The following is a 25,319-nucleotide window of genomic DNA, read 5'->3' on the forward strand; positions in this document are numbered from 1 at the left end:
TCAGCGAGGGGCCCGCCTTGATGCGGGCCGGCCCGCACGAGGGCCCGGCCGGGCGGCGGGCCGCTCTCGTCTCACGCGGCGGCGTCGGCCGTGGCCTCACCGCGGACGATCACCAGGAACGCGTCCGTCGCGAGGTCCATGACGACCTCCGCGGGCAGACCTTCCATCCGCCGCGCGTGCGCGAACTCCTCCGCCGGCCACGATCCTCGCGGCCCGCCCGCGGGAAAGCGTTCGAGCACTGTTCGCCCGTTCACCATCTCGCACCTCCAGTAAGCGTTGTACTTGTAGGAGTTAACGCCTGCCGGGGGTGAAACGCCTCGCCCGGTGACGGGACTGAGACGTAGTTGACACTCGTTCACCGCGATGTGTGAGCGTCTGCTCACACTCGATGATCAATCGCTACCGAACGCGTCAATCCTCGTACTCATCGTGACAGCGGAACCGCTCACTGCCCGCAGGCGCCCCAAGAGCCGATGCGCGCCCCTCGGGCACCTCCCACGCCTCCTGCCGGCCCAGCGCCGTGAAGTCCCGGAAGCCGGCGGTCGAGGCCAGCCAGTCGAGGCCGCAGCTCGCGAACATGAAGTCGTACACGACCAGCCGGTGGCGCCCCTGGAAGATGGAGTCCTCCTCGACCTCGGCCATGGGCAGTCTGCGCCGCTCGGCGTTGAGGGCGTCACGCGCGCGTGTGGCCGCCTTCTCCTTGACGAGCAGTTCCTCGCGTGCCGCGCGCCACCGGCTCACGCGAGACGATCTCCGGAGGCGACACGGGCCCCTCCTGTGCGACGGTCCGATCCGGGTGGTGACCGGTGGGAGGGGCGGAACGCATCGCCGGGCGAGGAGAATTCCAGGCTTGTCCGAAGCCGGTTCTCAGGTCTTGTAATCCTGGATCCGCTTGCCGTGACTCCGGTCCAGCAACGCGGGCATCCGCTCTTCCAACTCCCGTACGACGGCCGGCACGTCGATCGTCAGCAGTTCCCTGTCGCGCATCAGCACCCGCCCGTCGACGATCGTCGTGCGGACGTCGGAGGAGCGGGCGCTGTGGACGAGGGTGGCGGCGAGGTCGTGGACGGGCTGGGTGTGCGGGCCGGTGAGATCGACCAGGATGATGTCGGCGCGGCGGCCGGGTGCGATGCTGCCGATCGCGTCGCCCAGGCCGACAGCGCGGGCGCTCTGCAGGGTGGCGTGGTGCAGGGCTTGACGGGACGTCAGCCAGCGTGGGTCGCCGGTGGTGGACTTCTGGACGAGCGCGGTGAGGGCCATCGACTCCCACACGTCGAGGGAGTTGTTGGAGGCGGCGCCGTCCGTGGCGAGGCCGACCGGGACGCCGATGTCGTGCAGGGCGCGTACGGGTGTGGTGGTGGGCCAGGCGAACTTGAGGTAGCCGCGGGGTGCGGTGGCGACGGCGATGCGGCCGGAGGCACCGGCGAGGACAGGCAGGTCGCGGTCGAGGATGCCGGTGCCATGGGCGATGAGGACGTCCGTGTCGAGGATTCCGGTGCGCCGCAGGACCTCGATGGGGGTGACACCGTGGCGGGCGAGGCCGGTGTCGGCCTGATCCCGGTTCTCGGCGGCGTGGAGGTGGACGGGGAGGCCGTGCTCGCGGGCGAGTTCGGCGGTGGCGGCCAGGTCGGCGTCGTCCACGGTATAGGGGGCGTGCGGGGCGAGGGCGGTGGTGATACGGCCGCCGGCGCCGCCGCGATGCCGTAGCGCGAACTCCAGGGAACGCTCCCGCCCTTGCGGGCCCTGGGAGGAGAAGTAGGCCTCCCCCAGATGTGCCCGCATCCCGCACTCCTCCACGACGGCGGCGACGGCGTCCATGGAGAAGTAGTGGTCGGCGAAGCAGGTGACCCCGCCACGGATCATCTCGGCGCAGGCGAGCCGGGCCCCCGACTCGACGTCCTTCACGGTGAGGTTGGACTCGACCGGCCAGACGACGTCGTTGAACCACTCCTCGGTGGGCAGGTCCTCGGCGACTCCGCGCAGGGCGACCATCGGGGCGTGCGTATGGCAGTTGATCAGGCCGGGAAGGGCGACCTGGCCGCGCGCGTCGATGCGCTCGGCCGCGGACAGGCCCTCGGCCTCCGCGCTGCTGACCACCGCCTCGACGACCCCGCCCCGCACGACGATCGCCGCGTCCTCGGCGAACCCGATCCCCTCATGATCGTCGTGCGTGAGAACCGTGCATCGAGTGATGATGAGACCGGCGGGAGAAGGCGTCATACACGCACCGTACGGCGCGGTCATGCCCTCGCAGGGGGTGAACCGTGCATCCGGTCGCCGCTCTGTCCCGGCGACGCCGGCACGTGCACGCTGGCCTCACCGCAGCCCGTCGTACGGCTTCTGGAAGGGGCCCGACATGCTCCTCGGTACGTGGAATCTCGAGAATCTGATGCTGCCGGGCGACGAGCAGGGCGCCCCCAAGTCCCAGGCCGAGTACGAGGCGAAGGTGACGGCCCTCGCCTCCGTCATCACCGCGCTCGACCCGCTGCTGCTGGGCGTCCAGGAGGTCCAGCAGCAGGAAGCGCTCGACGACCTGGTCGCGGCCGTGGGCGGGGAGTGGCACACCGCGCTGTCCCGGCACCGGGACCGCCGGGGCATCCGCGTCGGCTTCATCAGCCGTGCGCCGATGCGCGTGCTGCGGGACACGCGCGTCTTCGCGGACAAGCTGCGCCCGGTGCAGAGCGACGACGGCGTGCAACCCGGCGAGCACGACCGTGAGACCAGTCGCGGTTTCCTGGCGGTGGAGGTGGACACCGGGAACGGTCCCCTCCGGGCGGCCGTCGCCCACCTCAAGTCGAAGCTGCTGACCTACCCGGGCAACGGCGGGAAGTCCCGCTTCCATCCGCACGACGAGGCCGAACGGGCCCGTTTCGCCGCCTACGCCCTCTACCGGCGGGCCGCCGAGGCGACGACCCTGCGCGCACTCGCGGACTCCCTGCTCGAAGGCGAGGGGCGCGACCGGGACGTGGCCGTCCTCGGCGACATGAACGACGTCGTGAACGCGGCGACCACCCAGATCCTGCTCGGCCCTCCCGGCTCCGAGCTCGACCGGCCGGGCGCCTTCGGCGACCCCGACCTGGGTGATCCGTTCCGGCTGTGGAACGTGGCCCCGCGCATCCCCGCGAAACGGCGTTTCTCGCGCGTCAATGTCGGGCGCCCCGAGCTGATCGACCACGTCCTGGTGAGTCATAGGATCGCCCGTCGCCTCCCCGAGTCGGGGGCCGGCACGGGCCTGCCCGCCCTGCACGAGGAGCCCCTGGAACTGCCGTCCGTCGGCGAGGACCCGACGGACCGGGTCGGAACGCCGGGCTCGGACCATGCGCCGGTGTGGATACGGATCGACTGACCGGGGCGGACAGGGACGAGGGCGACGAGGCGGGCGGCGTCAGCCGGCGAGGCGCGCCCGAGAGACGTCGGGAACCCGTACCCCGGCCCGCTCCCCACGCGCGGTGAGCTCGTCCAGCAGTTCGGCCAGCCGCTCGGTGTGACGGGGTGTGAGCCGCCCGGTGTCGTCGAGGTGCACGGCGCACGCGGTGGTGGTGTCGACGAGCCGTTCGAGCAGGGCGGCCACCTCGTCGGCGCCCTCCGTGTGCCGGGCGAGCGCGGGCAGTTCGGCGGAGGCGACGGCGATGGCGGTCCGGGCCTCGGCGAGTGCCCGGTAGGCCTCGCGGCGCAGGGTCCAGCGGGCGGAGCGGTCGTCGGACTCGCTGAGCACATGGGCGAGGTAGGCCTGCGCGGCCCGGCCGGCCGCGGTGAGCCGGGACCGCACGCCCCCGCCCCGCTGCCCCGGCATCGGCAGATGCCCCACGACGAGCACGATCGCGCAGGCCAGCAGGGTCTCCCCGATCCGGCTGACGGAGGCCTGCGGCTCGCCGCCCACCATGACCAGGGCCAGCACGAGCACCGTCACCACGGCGGTCTGGGCGGCGAAGTGCCGCGTCGACACGGGTATGAGCGCGCCGCTCAGCGCCACGAGGGCGATGAGCCCTTCGGGCCGGGGCAGAACGGCAGCGAACCCGGCGAAGAGCAGCGCTCCCAGCACGGTCCCGGCGGCCCGGCACAGCACCCGGGAGGCAAGTGGCCCGAGGTCGGGCTTGACGAGGAAGACGGCGGTGGCCGGAAGCCAGTACCAGTGCTCGTGCTGCCCGTACCACCGGGCGTGGTGCAGGGCCTGCGCGATGGCGGCGCTGACTCCGAAGCAGAGGGCGACCCGGAGCCCGTACTCCCGCCCGCCGACCCCGAACACGGATCGGACGAGATCCTTGGCCGTACGACGCCGGGTGTGCAGGTCGTCGGTGTCGTCCCGGCCCCGGTCGAAGGCTTCGGCGGCGTGCAGCAGGGCGTCGTCGAGGGCGCGCAGGGCGGGCGCGGAACGGGAGGGCGCGGGGAGCGGGCCGGTGTGCGTGTTGCCGCGTACGGCGGCGGCGAGGCGCCGGGGGCCTTCGGAGCCCCGGGTGGGCACGGGTTCCCCGGCCCAGGCGAGCGCGGTGGCGGCCTCGGCGAGGGGCAGGGCGGCGGCGTACTGCGCGTGCAGCCTCCGCTCGGCGGACGAGGAGGCGTACCGCCGCAGCCGGGGCCCGGTGAGGGCGTCCTGCGCGTGATCGAGAGCGGCGGTGAGGGCGGCGCGGCGGGCGGTGGCACGGTCGGTGCCCACGGCATCGAGAAGCTCGGCGACGGCGTCGTACACGTCGGCCACGGCCTCCCGCTCCCCGTCGAACCGGAAGTCCCCGGCGAGGGAACCGGGCGTGGGCAGCGCGAGCCGCAACGCGAGCAGCCACGCCGCCCCCGCCAGATAGGCGAGCGCCCGCTGCCACCCGCTCTCGGGCAGCGGCATCCCGGCCCCGACGGCCGCGGCGACGAGCAGCTGCGTACCGGCCCCGGAGGCGACCGTCCCGACGGCACTGATGCCGCCGGCGAGGAGCCCGAGACCGGTGAGGAGAAGGGTGAGCGCAACGGCCCCGATGTGCTCCCCGGCGTACGTCCCGACGAACAGCCCGGCGGCCCCTGCCAGCGCGGGCACGCCGAGCCGCTTGACCGAGGCACGGCGGCTGCCGGGGCGGTCGTTGATACCGGCGAGCATGGCGGCGATGGCGGCCACGACGCCGAGGGAGGTGCGGCCGGCGAGGACGGCGGCGAGGAGGAGGGGGCCGGCGGCCAACGCCCCCCGCGCGACCGCACTCCAGGGGACAGGGCCGCGCTGGGTGCGGAGGGCGTGGGCGAGCCAGGGCGGGAGATGCAGTCGGGGAACGGCTGTGCGGGCGGGGCGGGACACGGGGCTCCTGTCGGGGCGAGGGCGAGGGTGTGCCATCGGGCGACGGTGGCCGGGCGCGGTGGGCCGTATCGGGTGGGCCCGTGATGTCCACGGTAGGGCGGATTCTTGGGGGTGATGGGACGGTGACGTTTCGGGGATGTGACGATGGGTGGAAAGGCCACGTTCTTTATGAACGCAATTGCTCAGCGACGTGCTCGGCCGCGAGGCCGGCGCAAATCCCCCGTCGGTCGCGCACGCTCGTGCGTTGATGCCGCGACGTCAGGCGCGCCTTGACTCCGTCCTCTCCATCGCCCGCGCGAACAGCTCCTCCGCTTCGGCCACGACCTGGTTCAGCCCCTCTCGACGGGTCCCCAGCGTCCCGATGAGCCCGTCGGTACTCCGCAGCCCCGCCCGCTCCAGCAACCGCTTCTCATTCGTCACCCACTCCCCCCGCGCCGCCAGCACCGCATGCCCGGTCTGCATGGCGGCAGTGGCGATGGCGCCGGCGAGTTCGGTGAGACGGCCCGCTGGGGCGTGGTTGGCCTTCGCGTACGCGAGGGTGGCTCGGGCGGTGCCGTACCAGCGCTCGCCCGCCGCGCCGCGCAGCTTCTCCGGATAGCCCGCCGGCCGCGGCAGCTCACCTCGCAGCACCCGGTTGACGGCCAGCTCCGCCACCACCAAGTAGCTGGGAATTCCGGCGAGATGGAACAGCAACGGCTCCACCCGGAACCGCCCTTCCTCCGCCTCTGCCAGCTCCCGCTCGACGACGTCGAGGTCGCGGTAGTGGACGTCGACACGTCGGCCCTCGATCGTCAGCCAGGCGCCCCCGTTGAAGACGCCGCCACCCCAGCCGCCGATCTCGGAGACCTCGCCCTCCCAGCCGATGGCGCGCAGGTCCGCGGGATCGAAGGCACCTCGGTAGTAGATCGCCAGGTCCCAGTCGCTGTCCGGGCGTTCGGTGCCCTGCGCCCGGGAGCCGCCGAGGGCGACGGCCTGGACGGCGGGGAGGGCGGCGAGGCGGTCGGCGGTGGTGTCGAGGAAGGCGGTGTCGTCAGGGGTGGGCATGTGGGCAGCGTACGGAGCCGGGGGGCATGCCTCTACGCGATTACGCCCCTGAGACTCCGGCACCTCATCCCGTTGCCGCCGCCCCGAAGAACCGCGCTGGAAATGCCGCCCGAGCCCGCCACTTTGCACCGGGGCCCAGGGCGGATCGGGGCCGTTGTCAGTGCCGTGCGTTATCAATGAAGTCGTCACTCAGCGTAACGGCGACGGGGGAAGCAGTGATGACGACGCACGAGCGGGATCACGAGGGCCATGGCGGTCGGGAGCCGCAGCCTCGGCACACCCACCTCTCCGCAGCGGGGCTGCGGGCCCGGGGCTGGACTCCGGGCATGGTGCGGCAACTGCTCGGTGAGCCCGACATGCTGGTGGGCCATCCGATCTTCCAGTCCGCCCCGCGGACCCGGCTGTACCTGATGGAGCGGATCGAGGCCGCTGAGCGGAGTGAGGAGTTCAGGGCCATTGCGGCCGCCGCGGCCCGGCGGTCGGGTGCGGCGCGGGCTGCCGCTGCGCGCAGGCGGCGGGAGGTGCTCGCGCGGATCGCGGCGGAGCCGATGGACGTGCCGCGGCTGGCTCCGGACAGGCTGGCGGCGCTGGCGGTCGAGCACCGGAACCGCCGGGAGGAGGAGAAGCGGACGCTCGGCCGGTGGCGGCGGGGGCGGGGGCACGCGGCAGAACCGGCCACCGTCGAGGGTGCCGAGCCCGCCGCGCTCAACCGCTGGAAGGTCGACTACCTGCGCCATCGGCTGACCCGGCACCACCAGGTCCTCGGTGAGTTGTACGGCAGTACCGGGCGTGCCGCAGCCGAGGAACTGCTCTGGCGCCGTGTCTACGCGGCCATCTCCGAGGCGTACCCGGACCTAGCACAGGAGTGCCAACGTCGGCTGCTCGCCACACTCGCCTCGGGGAGAAGGAAATTGGGATGCGGGCGTGGGCCAGGGCTCGGATGATCGGCGGGTTGTTCGCCGTACGACTCAATGAATCCGCCGCACCACTCAAGAACACAGGAGTCTCCATGATCCGTCGTGTCACCTCCCCCGCCCTCTTCCCACCCCCCACCTACTCCCACGCCTCCGTCGTCGAGGCCGGCACCAAGCTCGCCTTCCTGGCCGGTTCCGTGCCGCTCGACGCCGACGGGAACCTCGTCGGTGAGGGAGACCCCGTACGGCAGGCGAAGCAGGTGGTGGCCAACCTTGAGGAGCAACTGCGCTGCGTCGGCAGTGACTTGGCGCATGTGCTGTCGACCGATGTGTACGTCGTGAGCGGTGACACCGCGGTGCTGTCGGCCGTGTGGGAGGTCGTCGAGGCCTCCGGGCTCAGTGTCGGGCCGCATTCGTCGACGCTGATCGGTGTGGCGTGCCTCGGGTACACGGGGCAGCTGGTGGAGATCACGGCCACGGCCGTCGTACCCGAGGCAGGGGCGCACGTACCCGAGGAAGGGGCGCAGCCATGACGTCCGTCGCGCTCCGCCGCGCCACCCCCACCGACGCCGGACCCGCCGCCGACGTCTGGCTGCGGTCGTTCGCCTCCGCGCTGCCGACGGTCGTCCGGGCGCACTCCGACGACGAGGTGTGGGCGTACTTCCGGGAGGTGGTGGTGCCACGGCAGGAGACGTGGGTGGCCGAGGCCGCCGAGCGCATCGTCGGCCTCCTGGTGCTCGACGACGACCAGCTCTCCCAGCTCTACCTCGACCCGGACTGGCGCGGGCGCGGCATCGGTGACCGGTTCGTCGGCCTCGCGAAGCGGCGCCGCCCGGACGGTCTGAGCCTGTGGACCTTCCAGGTCAACAAGCCCGCCCACCGTTTCTACGAGCGGCACGGCTTCGTCGCCGTCGAGTACACGGACGGCAGCGGGAACGAGGAGCGCGAGCCCGACGTGCGGTACGTCTGGCGTCCGGGTGGCGGCGGTGCCGCCGTCGTTCGCGGTGACGCCGTCGTTCGCGGTGACGCCGTCGTTCGCGGTGGCGGCAAGGCTCCCGTTCAGCCTTGAGGCGGCCGACCCCAGGCCCGCCGTTTGGGCAACGGACTCGCGTAGCTCCCGGCCCGGCTCGTCGTCAGCCCCAGCCCCACCAGCGACTCGGCCAGCTTCACCGCCGCTCCCACCCCGTCGACCACCGGAACCCCCAGCTTCTCCCCCACCGCCCGCTGCAGCCCGGTCATCCCGGCGCACCCCAGCACCAGGACCTCGGCACCGGCGTCCCGCGCCCGTTCGGCGGCAGCCAGGAACGCGGACTCCGTGCGCTCGCCGTCCTCCAGCTCCAGCACTCCGAGCCCCGTACCGATCACGGCGACGCAGTTGCGGCCCACGCCGGCCGTCTCCAGGCTGTCCTCGATCTGCCCGCACGACCGCTCCAGCGTGGTCACGACCCCGTACCGCCGCCCCAGCAGACAGGCCAGGTGCGCCGCCGCCTCCGTGATGTCGACGACCGGTACGTCCACCAGCTCCCGGACGCCCTCGCGCCCGTGCTCCCCGAAGCCGGCCATGACGACCGCGTCGTACTCGGGGCCCTCGTACGTCCGCAGCGCGTCCATCACGGCCGCCGCCGACAGATAGCTGTCCAGCCAGCCCTCCGCCGACTCCGGCCCCCACCGCGGCGTCAGCCCGAGCACGGTGGTGCCCGGGCCTGCCGCGGCCCGGGCACCTCGTACGATCTCCTCGGTCATCTCCTGCGTGGTATTGCAGTTGGTGACGACGATCCGCACGTCCTTCAGACCTCCCGCGCCACGGACCCTGCGGACCCGGTGAGGGACCCGGCGGCGGACTCGGCGCGCTCACCGCGGCACAGCACCAGATACAGCCCGGCCGCCATCGCCGTCCCGATGAACCACGAGTACGGCGCCACATCGCTGAACGTCTTCACCAGCGCCAGGACCGCCGCCACCCCGGCCGCGGGCAGGAACGCCCACAGCGCCTTGGGGTTGACGCCCTTGCGGTAGTAGTAGCGGGAGCCGGGCTCGGCGGAGAACAGCTCGTCCACGTCCACGCGGCCGCGCTTGACCAGGTAGTAGTCGACCATGATCACGCCGAACAGCGGGCCGAGGAAGGCGCCGAGGCCGCCCAGGAAGTAGTTCACGACGGTCGGGTTGGAGAAGAGGTTCCAGGGGGTCACCACCAGCGCCGCCACCGTGCTGATCATGCCGCCGACCTTGAAGGTGATCTTCTGCGGCCAGACGTTGGCCAGGTCGTACGCCGGTGAGACGAAGTTGGCGACGATGTTGACGCCCATGGTGGCGATGGCGAAGGTGAGGGCCGCCACGACCAGGACCCAGGTGTTGCCGACCTTGGCGACCAGCTCCGCCGGGTCCGTGATGGCCTCGCCGAACACCTCCAGCGAACCGGCCGTGACGATCACCGAGACGACCACGAACGCCGTCGAGTTGATGGGCAGGCCCCAGAAGTTGCCCCGCCGCACGGTCGGGTAGTCGGGCGCGAAGCGCGAGAAGTCGCAGAAGTTGAGCATCAGCGTCCCGTACGTGGCGAGGATCAGGCCGATCGCGCCGAACCACTGACGCCACTGCTCGCCGACGGACACCGGGTGCGGGGTGGTGGTGAGGGAGATCGTCCAGCCGGCCTTGGCGAGGATCCAGACCGCCAGCGCGATCATCACCACCCAGATCGCCGGACCGCAGAAGTCCTGGAACTTCCGCACCGACTCCATGCCCTGGCTGATGATCAGCGCCTGGATGAGCCAGAGGGAAAGGAAGGAGACCCAGCCGAGGGCGTGCAGGCCCAGGAAGGAGCTGTGCGTCCAGGACTCCAGGCCGGGCCAGGCGGCCAGCAGCATCACGTTCACGGCGACCGAGGCCAGATACGTCTGGATGCCGTACCACATGATGGCGATCACGGCCCTGATCAGCGCCGGGATGTTGGCGCCCCAGACGCCGAAGCTGATGCGGCTGACGACCGGGAACGGGACGCCGTGGCGCTGGCCGATCCTCCCCATCCAGTTCATGCCGATGTAGATCAGCACGAAGCCGACGAGCAGGGAGGTGAAGACCTGCCACACGTTCATGCCGAGGACCAGCAGACCGGCGGCGAAGGTGTAGTTGCCGAGGTTGTGGACGTCGGACATCCACATGGCGAAGAGATCGAAGACCTTCCAGTTGCGCTTGCCCGCGGGCGCGAGGTCTTCGTTGGTGAGCCGTGGATCGGGGACGAACGCTGGTGTGCCGGTGGCTTCGGCACGGTCGGCGAGGGACACGGGGCCTCCAGGAGCCGGGGGACGGGAGACTACTTGTGGAGGGCGTTTGGCAGAGCCGTTTGGTATACCAAACAGCGGACATAGTCCCGCCGTCAACAGTTCTGACCGATGTCGCTCTTGTTAACGCTTCGTAAAACACACCCGGGGTCGGCGAAGATGACCTCATGAGCTCCACGACGAAGATCGAACCCCTGGGCGCGATCCGCGAGCGCGTCCTGGCCACCCTCCGGCAGGAGATCATCGCGGGCCGCCTGCGCCCCGGCGACCGGCTCGTCGAGCGCGAGCTGGCCGACCGCTTCGGCGTCTCCCGCGTGCCGGTCCGCGAGGCGATCCGCGCCCTGGTCGCCGAGGGGTTCGTCCTCTTCGAGACGCCCCGCCGTACGGTCGTACGGCGGCTCACCCCGACCGACGTCAAGGAGCTCTTCGAACTGCGCGAGGCGTTGGAGGTGTACGCGGCGGGGCTCGCCGCGTCCCGTGCGACGCCGGAGGACCTGGCCGAGGTCGAGCAGCTCCTCGACCAGGCGGCCACCGCCACCGAGGCGGGGGACGCGGAAGCGATCACGGACGTCAACAGCCGGCTGCACGACCGCATCGTGGCGATGGCCGGCAACAGCCTGCTGATCGAGGCCCTGGAACCGGTCGCGGGCCGCCTGCGCTGGATGACCCGGCGCAATGAGGAGTGGCCCCAACTCCTCGTCGAGCACCGGGAGTTGTACGAGGCGATCGCGTCCGGCGACCCGGCCCGGGCCCGCGCGCACGCCCTCGCGCACGTGCGGACCAACCACCGGTCGACGGTGCGGCAGTTGTTCGGGGAGGCCGCGGCCGAGGAGCTGCCGTGACAGGCAGCGAAGGACTCGGCTCGCTCAAAGCCCCTCACGGGACGTCGTGCCCTGGGGCATCGCACTGCGCCAGGGGATGAGCGCGAGGGCGGCCGCCAGCGTGACCGCCCCGGCGGTCAGCGCGGTCGCCGTGAGGCCGTCGACGAAGGCCTGCCGGGCAACCGGCGTCGGCGGCAGTACGGCGGTCGGGCCGGCCACCGGGGCCGCGGCGCCGAGACGGTCGGTGACGACCGTACTGAGGACGGAACCCTGCACGGCGACGCCGAGAGCGGCTCCGACCTGGCGGGTGGCGTCGTTCACCGCGGACCCCAGTGCGGCCCGGGACAGCGGAACCGCGCCCATGACGGACTCCGTGCCGGCGACCGCGGCGATTCCGGCACCCAGCCCGGCGATGACCTGGAAGAACATCAGGTGTCCGTAGCCGGAGGTCGCCCGGGTGTGGGCCAGGACCGCGAACGCGCCGGTGACCAGGGCGAGTCCGGCCGCGATCGGGGTCCGTCCGTCATGGCGGGCGAGCATCCGCGGCGCCGCCAGTGAGCCCACGGCGAGGGCCGCGGCCAGGGGCAGCGTGCGGACACCGGCCTGCCAGGGGGTGTACCCCAGGACGCCTTGCAGATAGAGGGTGATGACGAACAGCGCCCCGTACAGCGCGAAGGACAGCAGCGCCAGGGACACGGCGCCGCGCAGCACGCCGGGTCGGCGCAGCAGGGGCAACGGCAGCATCGCATGCCCGGCGCGGCGCTTCTCATGGGCGGCGAACGCGGCCATGAGGGCGGCGGCCAGGGCGAACCCGGTGAGCACCGGTGTGCTCGTCCACCCCTTCACCGGGCTCTCGATCACCGCCCAGACGAGCGTGAGCAGTCCGCACGCCGACAGCAGCGCGCCGGGCAGGTCGACCCGCTGCTCGCAGCGGCCCTCGGCGCGCCCGCCGCCATGAATCCCTGTACGGCCGGGTCCGGTCTCCGGTACGACGAGCGCGGTGAGGACCAGCGTCACGGCGACGAACGGGACGTTCACCCAGAACCCGGCGCGCCAGGAGAAGCCCTCGACGAGCGCCCCGCCGAGCACGGGCCCCGTCATGCCGCCCAGCCCCAGGACGGCGGCCCACAGGGCGATCGCCCGGCGCCGCGCCGCGGGTTCGGTGAAGAGGTTGCCGATGATCGACAGGGTGGCGGGCATGAGCAGGGCCGCGCCGGCGCCCATGCCGCAGCGCGCGGCGATGACCGGGCCCGGCTCCTCGGCGAGCGCGCCGAGCGCGGAGGCGGCTGCGCACACCGCCAGACCGATCGTGAAGGCCCGGCGCCGGCCGATCCGGTCGGTGAGGGCGCCCGCGGTCAGCACGAGGCCGGCGAGGACCAGCGCGTAGGCGTCGACGATCCACTGGACCTGGGCCATGGAGGGGTCGAGGTCGCGCTGCAGGTCGGGCACGGCGACGTTGAGGACGGTCAGGTCCATGCCGAGCAGGAACACCCCGAGGCAGACCACCGCGGCGGCCGCCCAGCGCGCACGGTCGCGGGTCATCGGGCCGCGGTCTGCAGGTCCTTGGCGAGTTGCCGCACCAGGGCCGGCGCCTGGTCCGGGTCCTGCGGGTAGGTGTGGCGGCCGGGGAAGAGGCAGGGAGTCGCGGGCGTGGTGAAAAGGTCGTTCCAGCGTTCCAGGCAGTCCGGCGGAACGAGGGGGTCCGCGGTGCCGCCGTAGAGGGCCAGGGACACCTCCAGGGGCGGCTCGTCGTGGTGGCGGTGGTGCAGGGCGAGGACCAGGTCGGCGAGGAACGGTGTGCACAGACGCGTCACGGTCACCGGATCTTCGAGGAGTTCGGCGGGCACGGGACCCACCATGTCGGTGAACGCGTCGAGACCCGAGGTCAGCAGGGTGGCCAGGAGCCGGCCGAGGTCGCCCCGGTGGGGTGCGGGCAGGGCGGAGAGCGCGACGAGTACGGGCTCGCGCCGTCCGGTGCGGCGCAGGCGGCGCGCGGTCTCGTGGGCGAGCAAGGCGCCGAGGCTGTGGCCGAACAGGGCGAAGGGCCGCGGGTCGGCGGCGTCGTCGACGAGGGAGGCGAGCGCGGCGACGAGTGCTCGCGGGTCGGTCGACGACGGTTCGTCACGGCGACTGCCGCGACCGGGCAGCGCGACGGTGTACAGCTCCACGGCATCCGGCAGCAGCGCGGCCCAGGCCTGGTAGAACTCCGGCCCGGAACCGCCGGGCGGCAGGCAGTACAGGCGCACGGCGGCCTCGGGACGACGGGCGAGGGAGACGAGTGCGGGCACGGGGGCGGTCCTCATCGGGGTCGTGGGGAGGGGGTGAGGGGCGAGCGGAGCTGATCGGGCTGATGGGCGGAGGACCGGTCGTCACCGGAGTGGTGAGCAAGCGAACGAACTTCACCGGGCTGATCGGCGGACGCACCGCAACCACCGCAATGGCCAGCAGACCAACCGCCCGCACCAGGCTGATCGGGCCATGAGCGGAGCCAACCGTGCTGATCGGCGGACCAGCGGTCCTCACCGGAGTCATGAGCGGGCGAACGAACCTCACCGGGCTGATCGGCGGACGAACCGTCGTCACCTCAATGGCCAGCAGACCAACCGCCCGCACCGGGCTGATCGGCGGACGAACCGCAACCACCGCAATGGTCAGCGGGCCAACCGTCCTCACCGGCCTCATCAGCGGACGCACCGGCTCCACCGCAGGCGTCACCAGCTGAGCCGTACTCATCGGACAGGTCGCCGAGTGGCGTCGAGGCGGCCGAGTACCCGGCGCGCGAGGGCGGCGACGTTCGGCGTGCCGGCGAGTTCCACGGTGGGCAGTTCGCAGCCGAGCCGCTGCTGGAGCAGGGTGGCGAGTTCGGCGGCCAGCAGGGAGTCCACGCCCAGTTGGTCCAGGCGCCGGGTCCGGTCGACGCGGTCGGGCGTGGTCTGCAGGACGTGCGCGAGCAGCTCGGCCAGGACGTCCTCGACGAGGACGGCGGCGGCGTCGGGCGTGGCCCGCTCCAGCGCCTGCCGCAGCCGCTCCGCGCCGTCGGTGTGCTCGGCCGGGGGCAGCAGCGCGGCCGTACGCGGCGCGGTGAGGGTGTGCAGGAAGCGGTGCAGTCGTCCCCAGTCGACGTGGCCCACGGCGACCACCGTGGCGTCGGGGTCGGCGAGGAGCCGGTCGAGGGCGGCGAACGCGTCGGCGGTGGCGAGTCCGCCGAGGCCCAGCGCCGTCATCTCGGCGCCGCGCTCGGTGCGATGCACGAAACCGGCTCCGGCGATCGCACCCCACTGCACCGCGAGGCCGGGCAGTCCGGCCCGGCGCCGGTCGCGTACGAGGGCTTCCAGGGCGAGGTTGGCGGCCGCGTACGACGACTGCGCGAGGTTGCCGGCGACGGCGGCGACGGAGCTGTAGACGACGAAGAAGTCGAGCGGGCGGTCGCGCGTCAGCTCGTCCAGCACGTGACCGGCCGTCAGCTTGGGGGTGAGGACGGCCCGTACCCGTGCGTCGTCCAGTTCGTGCAGCGGAGCGTCGTCGAGCACCATCGCGGCGTGGACCACCCCGGCGAGGCGGCGTCCCTCGGCGTCGAGGTCGTCGAGGATGCGGCGCACGGCGTCCCGGTCGGCCGCGTCGGCGGCGTACGCGTTCACGCGCACCCCGAGCGAGGCGAGGTCGGCGGTCAGCTCAGCTGCGCCGGGCGTGTCCGCGCCGCGCCGGCCGACCAGCGTCAGATGGCGGGCCCCGCGGGCGGCCAGGTGGCGGGCGGTGGCGGCGCCGAAGCCCCCCAGCCCGCCGGTGACCAGGTAACTCGCCTCCGGATCCAGCGCGGGGGCGGTGGTCGCGGGGCGGACCGGCACGGGTTCGGCGGCGTCGAAGGTGACGACGACCTTGCCGATGTGCCGGGAGTGCTGCAGGGCGGCGAACGCCTCCCGGATCTTCGTGGCGGGGTGGACGCGATGGGGCAGGGGGCGGTAGTGGCCCGCGTGGACGCCCCGGGTGATCTCCGTCAGATGGGCGTCGGCCACCGGGGACGCCTCGGTGAGCAGCGCGGCCACGTCCACGCCGTGGAAGGAGAGGTTGGCGCGGAACGGTGCCAGGGCGAGGGAGTTGTCGGCGAGGAAGTCGCGCTTGCCGAGTTCCACGAACCGGCCGTGCGGCGCCAGGACCCGCAGGCTGCGGTCCATGGCCTCGCCGGCCAGGGAGTTGAGCACGACGTCCACGCCGCGGCCCTCGGTGAGCGTGTCGATCTCGTCGGCGAAGCGCAGGGTGCGCGAGTCGAGGACGTGCTCGACGCCGAACAGCCGCAGCAGGTCACGCTTGGCGGGGGTACCGGCGGTGGCGATGACGTGGGCGCCGATGTGCCGGGCGTACTGCAGGGCGGCGAGGCCCACGCCCCCGGCCGCGCCGTGCACGAGCACCGTCTCGCCGGGCCGCAGACGGGCCAGATGGCCCAGCGCGTGCCGGACGGTCAAGAAGACGGTCGGCAGCGTGGCGGCCTCGGTGAAGTCCATGCCGGCCGGCACCGGCACCACCCGGTCGGCGCGGGCCCGCGCGTGCGAGCCGTAGCAGCCGAGGGTCAGGCAGGCCACCCGGTCGCCGGCACCGATGTGCTCGACACCCGCACCCACGGCGACGACCGTGCCGGCGCACTCCAGTCCGATCGGCTCCGCGTCGAGCCCGCGCGGCGCCCGAGGCGGCGGCACCAGTCCCGTGACGGCCATGACGTCGCGGTAGTTGAGCCCGGCGGCCGCGACCTCGACGACGATCTCGTCGGCTCCCGGCCGCGGCACCCGCGCCGGACGCCAGCCGAGCCGGTACCGCAGACCGGGCTCGTCCACGGTCAGGGTGTACGCGGTGGACGTCCCTGCCCTCGAAGGCGCCACGGGACCCGGCACGTAGGGACGCAGCCTCGTCACGAAGCGCCCCTCCCGGGTCAGCAGCACCTCGTCGTCGGCCGGGCGGGCCGTCAGCTCCTCGGCCAGTCCGTCCTCGGCCCCGGGCGCGAGGGCGATGCGCCGGACGGCCAGCCTCGGCTGCTCGTTGGCCAGACTCCGGGCCGCTCCCCACAAGGCCGCGACGGCGGCCGGCGGGATGTCGTGGGCGCCGCACGCGACGACCCAGACGGTGACCTCGCGGTCCTCGGGCAACTGCCGGGTGGCGGTCGCGAGCGCGCGAAGCACGGCACAGTGCCGTACGGCGGTCTCCGTCACGGCAGCGGCGGCGCCTCCGAGGCCGCCCCCCTCAGCCAGCAGCACCAAGTCGTCCGTGTCCGCGAGGAGTTCGGACCACCACTGCGGGCGCTCGCTCGCGGGCCGGGCATCGGTGCCCAGCGCCGTCGCGGCCGCGGTGGCGAGCGGCCCGCCGGTCACGGCGGCCACCGCGGGCGGACGCACGGGACACGGCCCGGGCGACGCGGATGCGGATACGGCTGCGGCTGCCGATACGGCTGCGGCTGTGGCGCGGGGAACCCGGGCGGTGAGGATGACGGAGTAGTCGTCGTACGCGGGCTGCGCGGCGTCGCCCGGCTGCACGGTGCCGGTGTATCCGCACTCCTCCAGCAGCCCGGGCCACCGGTCACGTGCCACCAGCGGCCCGTTCGGCCGCAGATCCGTGTCCTCGGCACCCCAGTAGGAGTCCAGCAGCCCGAACACCGGAGTGAGCCCGGCCGGGTCGTGGCTCTCCACCGCGAGCAGCTGTCCGCCGTCGGCCAGCAGGTCGCCGACGCGGTGCAGGGCACGCCGCAGATTCCGCGTGGCGTGCAGCACGTTCGCGGCGATGACGAGGTCGTACGAGGCGGGCGCGAAGCCCTGGGCGACGGGGTCGGCGTCGAGATCGAGGCAGCGGTAGTGGACGAAGTCGTGGTCGGCGAAGCGGTCCTGGGCCGCCGGGAAGAAGGCGGAGGACACGTCGGTGTAGGTGTAGTGCGTACGGTCGGGCGGCAGCAGCGGCAGCAGCGCGGCCGTCAACCCGCCGGTCCCCGCGCCGACCTCCAGCACCCGCAGCGGCCGTCCCTCGGGCCACTCCGCCACGGCGGCGTCCAGCAGGAGCCGGGCGACGCGGTAGTGGTGCCGCATGACGGGTGTGCTGTCGTAGAAGCGCGCGGCGAGGGCGTCGGGCTCGGCGAGCAGCAGCGCGAGCGGGTCGGTGCGGCCGCGCAGCACGTCCGCGAGATGCCGCCCGCAGACGGCGTAGGTCTGCGCGGCGGTGATCTCGGCCGGGAAGGCCAGGAGCCCTTCCCGGAACAGCCGGTGCGGCTGCGGCTCCTCGGCCACCCGCCACCGGCCGTCCCCGCCCGCGGCCAGGACGCCCTGCTGTACGGCGTACTCGAACAGGGCGGTGAGCAGCCTGCGATGCCGGGACCGCACTCCGGCCGCGATCAGGTCGTCCAGCGTGAACTCCCCTGCTCCTGACAGGAGTTCGCGTACGGCGGCCGCGGTCAGGTGCGCGTTCAGGCGCAGAGCCTGGGCGCGGGCGCGGTCGTACGGGTGGGTCCGCCAGCTCCGCTCGGCCCGGGACAGTCCGTCCGCGCAGGCGGCGAGGGTGACCGCGGGTGCCGACCAGGGCGAGGGCGTGGCGGGGCTCGTGGGCAGCGGGGCGGCGCGCAGGACCTCGGCCAGCTGCTGGGGTGCGGTGGTGCGCGTCGCGTCGAAGCGGCGCAGTCGGCAGCCGAGCGCTTCCAGGGCCACGGTGCCGTCGTCGGCCATGACGGTCAGGTCCCAGACGGCCTCGCGTGGGGTACGGCCGCGCAGGCGCACGTGGATCAGGCCGGTGCGGGGCAGCGGCTGCCAGCAGCGCACGGTGTCGATGCCGACGGGGAGGAAGGCGGCCGGGGCGCGTTCGGTGCCGGCCGGCGTGCCGTCGGGGTTGGCCGCCTCCAGGTCCGTCGCCGCCGCGAGCAGCGGAAGGCCCGCCTGCAGGGCGCCGTCGAGAAGCGTGGGGTGGGCGAGGGGGGCGTCGGTGAGGTCGACGGTGGCGGCGTAGGAGGCGAGCACCTCACGGCCGTCGGCGGCGTCGGTGCGCAGGCCGGTCAGGGTGCGGAAGGCGGGGCCGTAAGGCAGTCCGGCGCGGGCGCAGAGGGTGTAGTGGCCGGCCGCGCTCATCTCGCGGGGCAGCCGGGCGCGCAGTGCGCGCGGGTCGGCGCCGGGCGGGCCCGCGCGCAGCAGCCTGCGCACTCTGCCGCGGGCGTGCTCGGTCCACGCACCGCCACCACCACCGTCACCACCGTCACGACCACCCCCACCGTCACGGCTGGAGACGGTGAAGGCGCCGTCGCGTTCCAGTGCCGTATGGACGGACACCGTGCGGTCCTCGTCCTCGCCCGGCAGGCTCAGCGCACGGCCGATCGACAGACCGAGCACCTCGACGGGCGCGGCGTGCACGGCCTGTCCGAGGGTCAGGGCCAGGTCCGCGTACCCGGCCGCCGGCACGACCACCGTCTCGCCGACGAGGTGGTCGGCCAGCCACCCCGGCACACCACAGGAGAGCTCCTGCTGCCAGGCGGGCCGCGCCCCCGGCAGCCGTACGCCGAGCAGGGCGTGGGGCGGCTGCCCCGGGTCGCCGTCCTCCTCGGCCGGGGTCTCCGGCCACCAGCCGGGACCGCCGTTCCAGTGGCGTTCGCGCTGCCAAGGGTAGGCGGGCACGTCGGCCACCCGGCCCGGATACGGGAAGGGGACACTCCAGTCCGCGTCGGCTCCGCACGCCAGCAGCTGGGCCACGGTGCCGTCGAGCGCGCCGGGGCCGGAGGCGGTGCGGGTGAGTGTGGGGATCACCGCGACGGGCCGCCCGGTGTCCGCCGTCGCGCGCCGCAGGTAGGCGCCGAGTGCGGGGTGGGGGCCGATCTCCACCAGGACGTCGCAGCCGGCCTCGCCGACGAGGACGTCCACCGCATCGGCGAACCGGACGGGCGCACGCACATTGCGCCACCAGTAGTCGGCGTCGAGGGCCGCGCCACCGCTCAGCCGCCCGGTGACCGTGGAGGCCAGGGGGATGCGCGCGGGCCGTGCCGCCAGCCCGGACAGCGCGGCGGCGAGCGGCCCGCACAAGGCGTCCATGGCGGGGCTGTGGAAGGCGTGGTCCAGCCCGAGGTCGCGGAAGAACACGCCCCCTTCGCCCAGCACTTCACCGAGCGCGGCGAGCGCCGCGGCGTCCCCCGCGACGGTCACGTCCCGGGCGCTGTTGATCCCGGCGACGACCAGCCGCTCCTCCTGCCCGGTCCCGGCGATCAGCTTCTCGGCGTCCGAGGCGCCGAGCCCGACGGCCGCCATCCTCCCGCACCCGGCGGTCGTGCCCTGGGCCCGGCTGCGCGCGGCGATCACCCGGCAGGCGGCCGCGCGGTCCAGGGCCCCCGCGCAGTAGGCGGCCGCGACCTCGCCCACGCTGTGCCCGCAGACCGCGGCGGCAGCGAACCCCCGTGCCGCGAGGGCCGCCACCAGCCCGGCCTGCAGGGCGAACAGCATCGGCTGGGCGATCTCGGTGCGCCGCCAGACCTCCGCCCCTCGCGGTGCGGCCATCTCCTCGCGGACCGACCAGCCGAGCAGCGGGCGCAACACCGCGTCGAGCGCGTCGACCTCGGCCGTGAAGTGCCCGTCGGCGCCGAGGAGTTCCGCGCCCATCCCGGCCCACTGCGACCCGTTGCCGCTGAAGACGAGTGCGATACGACCCCGCTCCACACCGACCGCACGGGCCGCGCCCGGCGCCGGGTCGCCCTGCGCCACGCTCCGCAACGCGCGCGCCGCCGACGCCGGGTCCCCGGCGAGCAACGCGACCCGATGCTCGTACCGGGCCTGGCGACGGCACGCCGTGTAGGCCGTGTCGTAGAAGGCGCCCGGGGCCAGGCCTTCCAGGTGCCCGGCCCACCGGACGGCCGCGGCCTCCAGCGCCTGCGGCGTGCGGGCGGACACGACGAGCGGGAGCGGGCCGTCGCAGCCGGGACGCGTCCGGTCGTCCGGAAGGCGGTCCGCGCCCTCCGCGCCGGATCGGCCGCATACGTCCGGAGCCGCGCCCAGCACCACATGGGCGTTGGCCCCGCCGAACCCGAAGGAGTTCACCCCCGCCACCAGCCGCGCACCCGGCAGGCCACGCACCTCGGCCACCGGTTCCAGGCCCAGCCCGGCGAAGTCGATCCGCGTACTCGGCGGAGCCGTACGCAGGGTCGCGGGAATCCGCCGCTCCCGCAGCACCAGCAGCGCCTTGAGCAGTCCCGGCACTCCGGCCGCCGCCTCCAGGTGCCCCAGGTTCGACTTCACCGACCCGATCGGCAGCGGCACACCCGGCGTACGCCGCCGTCCGAGCACCTCCCCCAAGGCCGCGCACTCGACGGGATCCCCGGCCTGTGTGCCGGTGCCGTGTGCCTCGACGTACGCCACCTCGTCCGCGCCGACGCCCGTCTCGGCGTACACCCGCTCCAGCAGCGCGGCCTGGCTGCGCGCGCTCGGCAGCGCCAGCCCGGCCGTACGGCCGTCCGCGTTGACACCGCTGCCGAGGATCACCCCGTGGATCCGGTCACCGTCCGCCAGCGCCGCAGTGAGCGGCTTGAGTACGAACACGCCGGCGCCCTCGGAGCGCACATAGCCGTCCGCGTGCGCGGAGAACGGATGGCAGCGCCCGCTCGGCGACAGCATCGACGCCTGCGCGAACCCGACGCTCTCCCACGGGTTGAGCAGCACGTTCACCCCGCCCGTGAGCGCGAGCGCGCTGCGCCCCGACCGCAGCTCCTGGCACGCCTGGTGCACTGCGGTGAGCGTCGACGAGCACGCCGTGTCGACGGCGAACGACGCCCCGCGCAGATCGAAGACGTACGACACCCGGTTCGCGGTGTTGCAGGCCGCCGTTCCGCTCATGGAATAGGCGTTCGTCGTGCGCGGCCGCCGCTGCTGCAGATCGCCGTATCCGTGCGAGGACACGCCCACGATCACCGCCGTGTCGCCGCCGGCCAGCGTCGCCGGGTCGATGCCCGCGTCGCCGAACGCCTCGACCGCGCACTCCAGGAGCAGCCGCTGCTGCGGGTCCAGCCGGGAGGCCTCCTTCGGGGAGATGCCGAAGAACTCCGCGTCGAAGGAGGCCACGTCGTCCAGGAAGCCGCCGGCGGCCGTGTACATGCGGCCGGGGCGCGGTCGTCCGTCGGCCGACACGAACCGCGTCACGTCGAACCGGTCGCCCGGCACCTCCCCGACCAGGTCCCGGCCCTCCGCCAACGCCGCCCACAGCCCGTCGAGGGACCGGATCCCGCCGGGCAGCCGGAGCCCCACGCCCACCACCGCGACGGCTCCGGAGCCGTGCCCCTCCTGCCCGGGCGGGGCGGGAGGGGCGAGGGGCAGGGAGCTGTCCGCGGCGGCGTCGGACATCGGACGAACGTGGTCATTGGGCTGGGGCACGCTGCCGACAACTCTCCGGGACCTCCCGGGGTTACTGCCGACGAGGCCATGCGGGGGGTGGCGGGCGAGGGGACGGCCGTCAGGAGCCGGGGGCGGTGTGCAGCGCGGCGAACAGGGCCCGGGCGCGGGTACCGTCCGCGCTGTCCCACGCGCCCGTGACGTGACCCTTCGCTCCCGGCGGCGGGACGGGCGAGCCGTCGGGGGCGGGCCGCAGGACGCGGTGCAGGCGGAGGGTCGCGCCGTCCGGTGCCCGCAGTTCGGTGCCCTCCTGGTCGTCGGTGACCACTCCCCCGGTGAAGTCCGAGGGGACGGCGCCGTCGCCGGTGTACAAGCGGCCGACCTCACGGTCGGGTGTGTCGCTGAGGCTCTGGGCCTGAGCCTGGGCCCGCCCCTCGATCAGTGCGAGCAACTGGGCGACCAGCACCGGGTCGTGGCACCCGTCGTAGACCCAGCGCTGTCCCAGTACGCCGTGCTCCATGGTGCCGACCAGGGCGTCCTCCGCGGCGTCGAGCGGTGCGCCGCGATAGGTGAGGGGCACCAGGTAGGCGGCGGGAGTGGCGCCGGTGGCATCGGTGGCATCGGTGACCACCATGAACTCGATCCCCACCTCGCCCTCCGGGTCGTCCAGCCGGAAGCCGCCTGCCTTGACCAACTCGGGTTCGACCCCGCCTGACTGGTACCAGGGGCGGGTGGGCAGCCAGGACGTGAGCAGTTCCAGCTTGGTCGGCTTGAGCGTGGTGTGGTGAATGACAGCCATCCGCGCACCGTAACGTCCGTACGACCGCCCCGTCCCCTCATTTCAGCCCGGCCGCCTCCGCCGCCGCACCCAGCACCTCCCGCAGCATCGCGGGCGTGAGCCTGCCGGTGAAGGTGTTGCGCTGGCTGACGTGGAAGCATCCGAAGAGCGCGAGGCCGTCGTGGCCTTCAAGGCCGTCGAGCGTGACCCGCGCCCCGTGCGCGAACGCGGGCCGCGGCCGGGGCACCCGCCACCCCGCCTCCGCCAGCGCGGGCAGGGCCGCCTGCCAGCCGAAGGCGCCCAGGACGACGACCGCCCGCAGCGTCGGCCGCAGCAGCCTCAGCTCCTGCACGAGCCAGGGCCGGCAGGTCTCCCGTTCCCCCGGGGTGGGCTTGTTGGCGGGCGGGGCGCAGTGCACGGGGGCCGTGACGCGGACCCCGTACAGCTCCAGGCCGTCGTCCGCGGCGACCGACGTGGGCTGCGAGGCGAGCCCCACGTCGTACAGCGCCTGGTACAGCACGTCGCCGGAACGGTCACCGGTGAACATCCGGCCGGTGCGGTTGCCCCCGTGCGCGGCCGGAGCGAGCCCGACGATCAGCAGCCGGGCGTCCGGCGGGCCGAAGCCCGGGACCGGCCGGCCCCAGTACGTCTGGTCGGCGAAGGCGGCCCGCCGGGTACGGGCCACCTCCTCGCGCCAGGCGACCAGCCGCGGGCAGGCCCGGCAGCCCGCGATCCGACGGTCGAGATCAACGAGGGCGTCCACAGCTCCACCGTAAAGCCGTCCCGGCGCCCGGTTCGACGGCCACGGGGACCGAGGTCGGGGACTAAGGTCGAGGCATGGCTTCCGAGGACGAGGAGAAGACCGGCAGCACGGCCGGATCGCCGGACGCGGGGAAGGCCGACCAGGCCGTCGACCCGAAGATCGCCGCCGCCGAGGCCGCCGGTCCGCAGCACGGCGAGCCCGTGCGGATCGACAGCTGGATCTGGGCCGTACGCCTGGTCAAGACCCGCTCCATGGGCGCCACCGCCTGCAAGGGCGGGCACGTGCGCGTGAACGGCCAGAACGTGAAGCCCTCTCACACCGTGCGCATCGGTGACGAGGTGCGGCTGCGGCAGGAGAACCGGGAGCGGATCGTCATCGTCAAGCGGCTCATCCGCAAGCGGGTGGGCGCACCGGTGGCCGCCCAGTGCTACGTCGACAACTCTCCCCCTCCCCCGCCGCGCGAGGCCGTCGCCCCGGCCGGCATCCGCGACCGCGGCGCGGGCCGGCCGACCAAGCGGGACCGCCGCGAGATGGAACGGCTGCGCGGACTCATGGGCGGCGGCGGAGGACGGCCACCCGGACAGTGACGTACGACGGTGGCGTCCGGCAGGCCGAACAGGCCCGGGCCGGACGCCACCGCCACCGTCGGGTCATGCCCGCCGACGCACCAGCCGCAGGAGATCCGCATTGGAACTCCGCCGCGCCCATGCGATCAGGGCGAGCGGCACGATCAGGATGAGCGGCGTCGCCGCGTTCTCGCCGTCGAAGGCGGTGATCGTGACCACGAACGCGCCCACCATCAGCGCACTCAGCGCCATGGCCGCCACCGACTGAAGCACCGGGATCAACAGCGCGATGGCGCCGGCCAGTTCGAGGGCGCCGATGGTGTACATGCCCACGCTTCCCCAGCCGAGCTCGTCGAAGCCCTCGGCAGCCGTCGGGTGCGCGATCAGCTTGGGCAGCGCGCTCGCGATCGCGTAGAAGAGAGCGAGCAGAATCTGCAGGCCGCGCAGGGCGATGCGGGCCCGGCGGCCGCGCGGAGTCGCGGACTCGGCGATGACGGTGCCGGAAGGGACGGGAGCGGTGGTCTCGGACATGGGGGTCTCCTGTGTGAAGCGGTCCGTGCTGCTGTCACAGAGGTAGACCGGGGCCCGCCCCGGAACTCATCGCCGTACGACGGTTTTTCATCCTCTCCGCTCGAACGGCAGCCACCCGTGCCCGATGTACCAGTGGCCGCCGGCCCGCAAGTGGTCCCCGACGGCCCGCTCCACGGCCGTGCGGCGCGGCAGGCTCTCGACGGGCAACTCCGGGTCGCCGAAGACGAATTGGACCGGCTCGCTGTCGGCCGGCTCCGCCTCCGCGCGGGCGACGCGGAAACGCTCCTGGAACCGGACGATGTTGGCGTCCCCGGGCAGGTACTTCCTGAGCTGGGGGTCCAGCAGCCAGGAGTGACAGGTCACGGCCTGGTACCGCTCCTCGGGAAAGTGCAGCGGGAAGAACTCCCGCGCCAGCGCCAGGCCCCGGTCGACGGCGGCCGGGGAGAGCGGCCCGTGGAAGTCGGGTATGTGCAGGTTCAGACAGGGCGAGCCCGGACCCGCGTCGCACCCGGCCGCCCTGAGCGCCGCTCCCGTCCGCTGCCCGAGCCGCACCCGCTCGAACTGCAGCCGCCCCAGCTGGTACAGCTCGCCGCGGAAATGATGGATCAGCCACCAGGGGGCCTGCACGCCCGCCCGGCCGTACCGCCTGCGGTACACGGCCATGTTCCGCCCGAGGTCGGCGAGGGTGCGCCGGGTGACGTCGGCCGGGATGCCGCGCTCGCGGTGGTACGCGCGCGTGACGGGCAGCGCCGCGACGAACACGTAGACGGGGAAGCAGCGCTGCAGGGCACCCGAGGCCCAGTCGAGGTCGGGCAGGTCGACGGGACCGCCGACCTGTCCCATCCCCAGGACGAGCTCGTCCACGGACCGCTCCAGGAACTGCCGCAGCTCCGGGTCGTCCGTCACCCGTCGGCCCATCCGGACGAGGTCGTTGATGTCCTCGTGGGGTACTCCGAGGTCGAGCAGCACTTCGGCCAGGTCATCGGTGTCCGGCAGCACGGAGCCCCCTGCGAGGAGTACGTTTCAAAGGAGA

At 73.5% G+C, this 25,319-nt stretch carries 20 protein-coding genes and 1 pseudogene; 7 read left to right on the plus strand and 14 right to left on the minus strand.

All coding sequences use genetic code 11. From position 1 onward, the window contains the following. Positions 1-71: 71 nt before the first annotated feature. The 3 genes and pseudogenes from ACIBU0_RS23345 to ACIBU0_RS23355 form a co-directional block, all read right to left on the minus strand. On the minus strand, positions 72-257 hold the full coding sequence (locus tag ACIBU0_RS23345) for a hypothetical protein (RefSeq protein ID WP_398821326.1): 186 nt from the start codon (positions 255-257) through the stop codon (positions 72-74). Positions 258-411: 154 nt separating this feature from the next. After that, a pseudogene (locus ACIBU0_RS23350) lies at positions 412-766 on the minus strand (DUF899 family protein). A 101-nt stretch (positions 767-867) separates the two neighbouring features. After that, the gene (locus ACIBU0_RS23355) at positions 868-2,220 is read right to left on the minus strand and encodes an amidohydrolase (protein ID WP_398821328.1); all 1,353 of its coding nucleotides are present in this window, start codon (positions 2,218-2,220) and stop codon (positions 868-870) included. Between the two features lie 136 nt (positions 2,221-2,356). On the opposite strand from ACIBU0_RS23355, the gene ACIBU0_RS23360 reads away from it, so the two are divergent. Then, positions 2,357-3,346, plus strand: coding sequence for an endonuclease/exonuclease/phosphatase family protein (locus ACIBU0_RS23360; RefSeq protein ID WP_398821330.1), 990 nt, complete (start codon positions 2,357-2,359; stop codon positions 3,344-3,346). Between the two features lie 39 nt (positions 3,347-3,385). Here the strand turns inward: ACIBU0_RS23360 and ACIBU0_RS23365 are convergent, their stop codons facing one another. Beyond that, complete coding sequence (locus ACIBU0_RS23365; RefSeq protein WP_398821332.1) at positions 3,386-5,272, minus strand: FUSC family protein; 1,887 nt, start codon at positions 5,270-5,272, stop codon at positions 3,386-3,388. Positions 5,273-5,530: 258 nt separating this feature from the next. Then, positions 5,531-6,316: a nucleotidyltransferase domain-containing protein gene (locus ACIBU0_RS23370; RefSeq protein WP_398821334.1), complete on the minus strand. Its 786-nt coding sequence runs from the start codon at positions 6,314-6,316 to the stop codon at positions 5,531-5,533. Positions 6,317-6,534: 218 nt separating this feature from the next. On the opposite strand from ACIBU0_RS23370, the gene ACIBU0_RS23375 reads away from it, so the two are divergent. The 3 genes from ACIBU0_RS23375 (at position 6,535) to ACIBU0_RS23385 (ending at position 8,299) form a co-directional block, all read left to right on the plus strand. Beyond that, positions 6,535-7,260: a hypothetical protein gene (locus ACIBU0_RS23375; RefSeq protein ID WP_398821336.1), complete on the plus strand. Its 726-nt coding sequence runs from the start codon at positions 6,535-6,537 to the stop codon at positions 7,258-7,260. Positions 7,261-7,325: 65 nt separating this feature from the next. Further along, positions 7,326-7,763 (plus strand): RidA family protein, encoded by a 438-nt coding sequence (locus ACIBU0_RS23380; RefSeq protein ID WP_398821338.1) that lies wholly within the window; start codon positions 7,326-7,328, stop codon positions 7,761-7,763. Beyond that, entirely contained in the window at positions 7,760-8,299 is a 540-nt protein-coding gene (locus tag ACIBU0_RS23385) for a GNAT family N-acetyltransferase (protein WP_398821340.1), read from the plus strand. Before ACIBU0_RS23380 ends, ACIBU0_RS23385 begins: the two co-directional genes overlap by 4 nt. On the opposite strand, the gene ACIBU0_RS23390 is transcribed toward ACIBU0_RS23385, so the two are convergent. Continuing rightward, entirely contained in the window at positions 8,290-9,012 is a 723-nt protein-coding gene (locus ACIBU0_RS23390; protein ID WP_398821342.1) for an aspartate/glutamate racemase family protein, read from the minus strand. The genes ACIBU0_RS23385 and ACIBU0_RS23390 overlap by 10 nt on opposite strands. 5 nt (positions 9,013-9,017) lie before the next feature. Further along, positions 9,018-10,511: an NCS1 family nucleobase:cation symporter-1 gene (locus ACIBU0_RS23395; protein WP_398821344.1), complete on the minus strand. Its 1,494-nt coding sequence runs from the start codon at positions 10,509-10,511 to the stop codon at positions 9,018-9,020. Positions 10,512-10,675: 164 nt separating this feature from the next. On the opposite strand from ACIBU0_RS23395, the gene ACIBU0_RS23400 reads away from it, so the two are divergent. After that, positions 10,676-11,350 (plus strand): GntR family transcriptional regulator, encoded by a 675-nt coding sequence (locus ACIBU0_RS23400; RefSeq protein ID WP_398821346.1) that lies wholly within the window; start codon positions 10,676-10,678, stop codon positions 11,348-11,350. A gap of 24 nt (positions 11,351-11,374) precedes the next feature. Here the strand turns inward: ACIBU0_RS23400 and ACIBU0_RS23405 are convergent, their stop codons facing one another. Both ACIBU0_RS23405 and ACIBU0_RS23410 read right to left on the minus strand, forming a co-directional pair. Further along, entirely contained in the window at positions 11,375-12,871 is a 1,497-nt protein-coding gene (locus ACIBU0_RS23405) for an MFS transporter (protein ID WP_398821348.1), read from the minus strand. Then, positions 12,868-13,617, minus strand: coding sequence for a thioesterase II family protein (locus ACIBU0_RS23410; RefSeq protein ID WP_398821350.1), 750 nt, complete (start codon positions 13,615-13,617; stop codon positions 12,868-12,870). The genes ACIBU0_RS23405 and ACIBU0_RS23410 overlap by 4 nt, the downstream gene beginning before the upstream one ends. A 206-nt stretch (positions 13,618-13,823) precedes the next feature. On the opposite strand from ACIBU0_RS23410, the gene ACIBU0_RS23415 reads away from it, so the two are divergent. Then, positions 13,824-14,051, plus strand: coding sequence for a hypothetical protein (locus ACIBU0_RS23415; RefSeq protein WP_398821352.1), 228 nt, complete (start codon positions 13,824-13,826; stop codon positions 14,049-14,051). 7 nt (positions 14,052-14,058) lie between these two features. Here the strand turns inward: ACIBU0_RS23415 and ACIBU0_RS23420 are convergent, their stop codons facing one another. The 3 genes from ACIBU0_RS23420 to ACIBU0_RS23430 all read right to left on the minus strand — a co-directional run bounded on the left by ACIBU0_RS23420 (position 14,059) and on the right by ACIBU0_RS23430 (position 23,189). Continuing rightward, positions 14,059-21,660, minus strand: a complete 7,602-nt coding sequence (locus tag ACIBU0_RS23420) for an SDR family NAD(P)-dependent oxidoreductase (RefSeq protein WP_398821354.1) — start codon at positions 21,658-21,660, stop codon at positions 14,059-14,061. Between the two features lie 109 nt (positions 21,661-21,769). Continuing rightward, positions 21,770-22,447 (minus strand): 1,4-alpha-glucan branching protein, encoded by a 678-nt coding sequence (locus ACIBU0_RS23425; RefSeq protein WP_398821356.1) that lies wholly within the window; start codon positions 22,445-22,447, stop codon positions 21,770-21,772. A 37-nt stretch (positions 22,448-22,484) separates the two neighbouring features. Next, positions 22,485-23,189 carry a uracil-DNA glycosylase gene (locus ACIBU0_RS23430; RefSeq protein ID WP_398821358.1) on the minus strand — a complete coding sequence of 235 codons (705 nt, stop codon included), beginning with the start codon at positions 23,187-23,189 and terminating at the stop codon, positions 22,485-22,487. A gap of 74 nt (positions 23,190-23,263) precedes the next feature. On the opposite strand from ACIBU0_RS23430, the gene ACIBU0_RS23435 reads away from it, so the two are divergent. After that, positions 23,264-23,776, plus strand: coding sequence for an RNA-binding S4 domain-containing protein (locus ACIBU0_RS23435; RefSeq protein ID WP_398821360.1), 513 nt, complete (start codon positions 23,264-23,266; stop codon positions 23,774-23,776). Between the two features lie 63 nt (positions 23,777-23,839). On the opposite strand, the gene ACIBU0_RS23440 is transcribed toward ACIBU0_RS23435, so the two are convergent. Both ACIBU0_RS23440 and ACIBU0_RS23445 read right to left on the minus strand, forming a co-directional pair. Then, on the minus strand, positions 23,840-24,286 hold the full coding sequence (locus ACIBU0_RS23440; protein ID WP_398821362.1) for a DoxX family protein: 447 nt from the start codon (positions 24,284-24,286) through the stop codon (positions 23,840-23,842). Positions 24,287-24,373: 87 nt separating this feature from the next. After that, positions 24,374-25,285, minus strand: a complete 912-nt coding sequence (locus ACIBU0_RS23445; RefSeq protein ID WP_398821364.1) for an acyltransferase domain-containing protein — start codon at positions 25,283-25,285, stop codon at positions 24,374-24,376. Positions 25,286-25,319: the final 34 nt, after the last annotated feature.

The organism is Streptomyces sp. NPDC049627 (assembly GCF_044465645.1).
Lineage (GTDB): Bacteria > Actinomycetota > Actinomycetes > Streptomycetales > Streptomycetaceae > Streptomyces.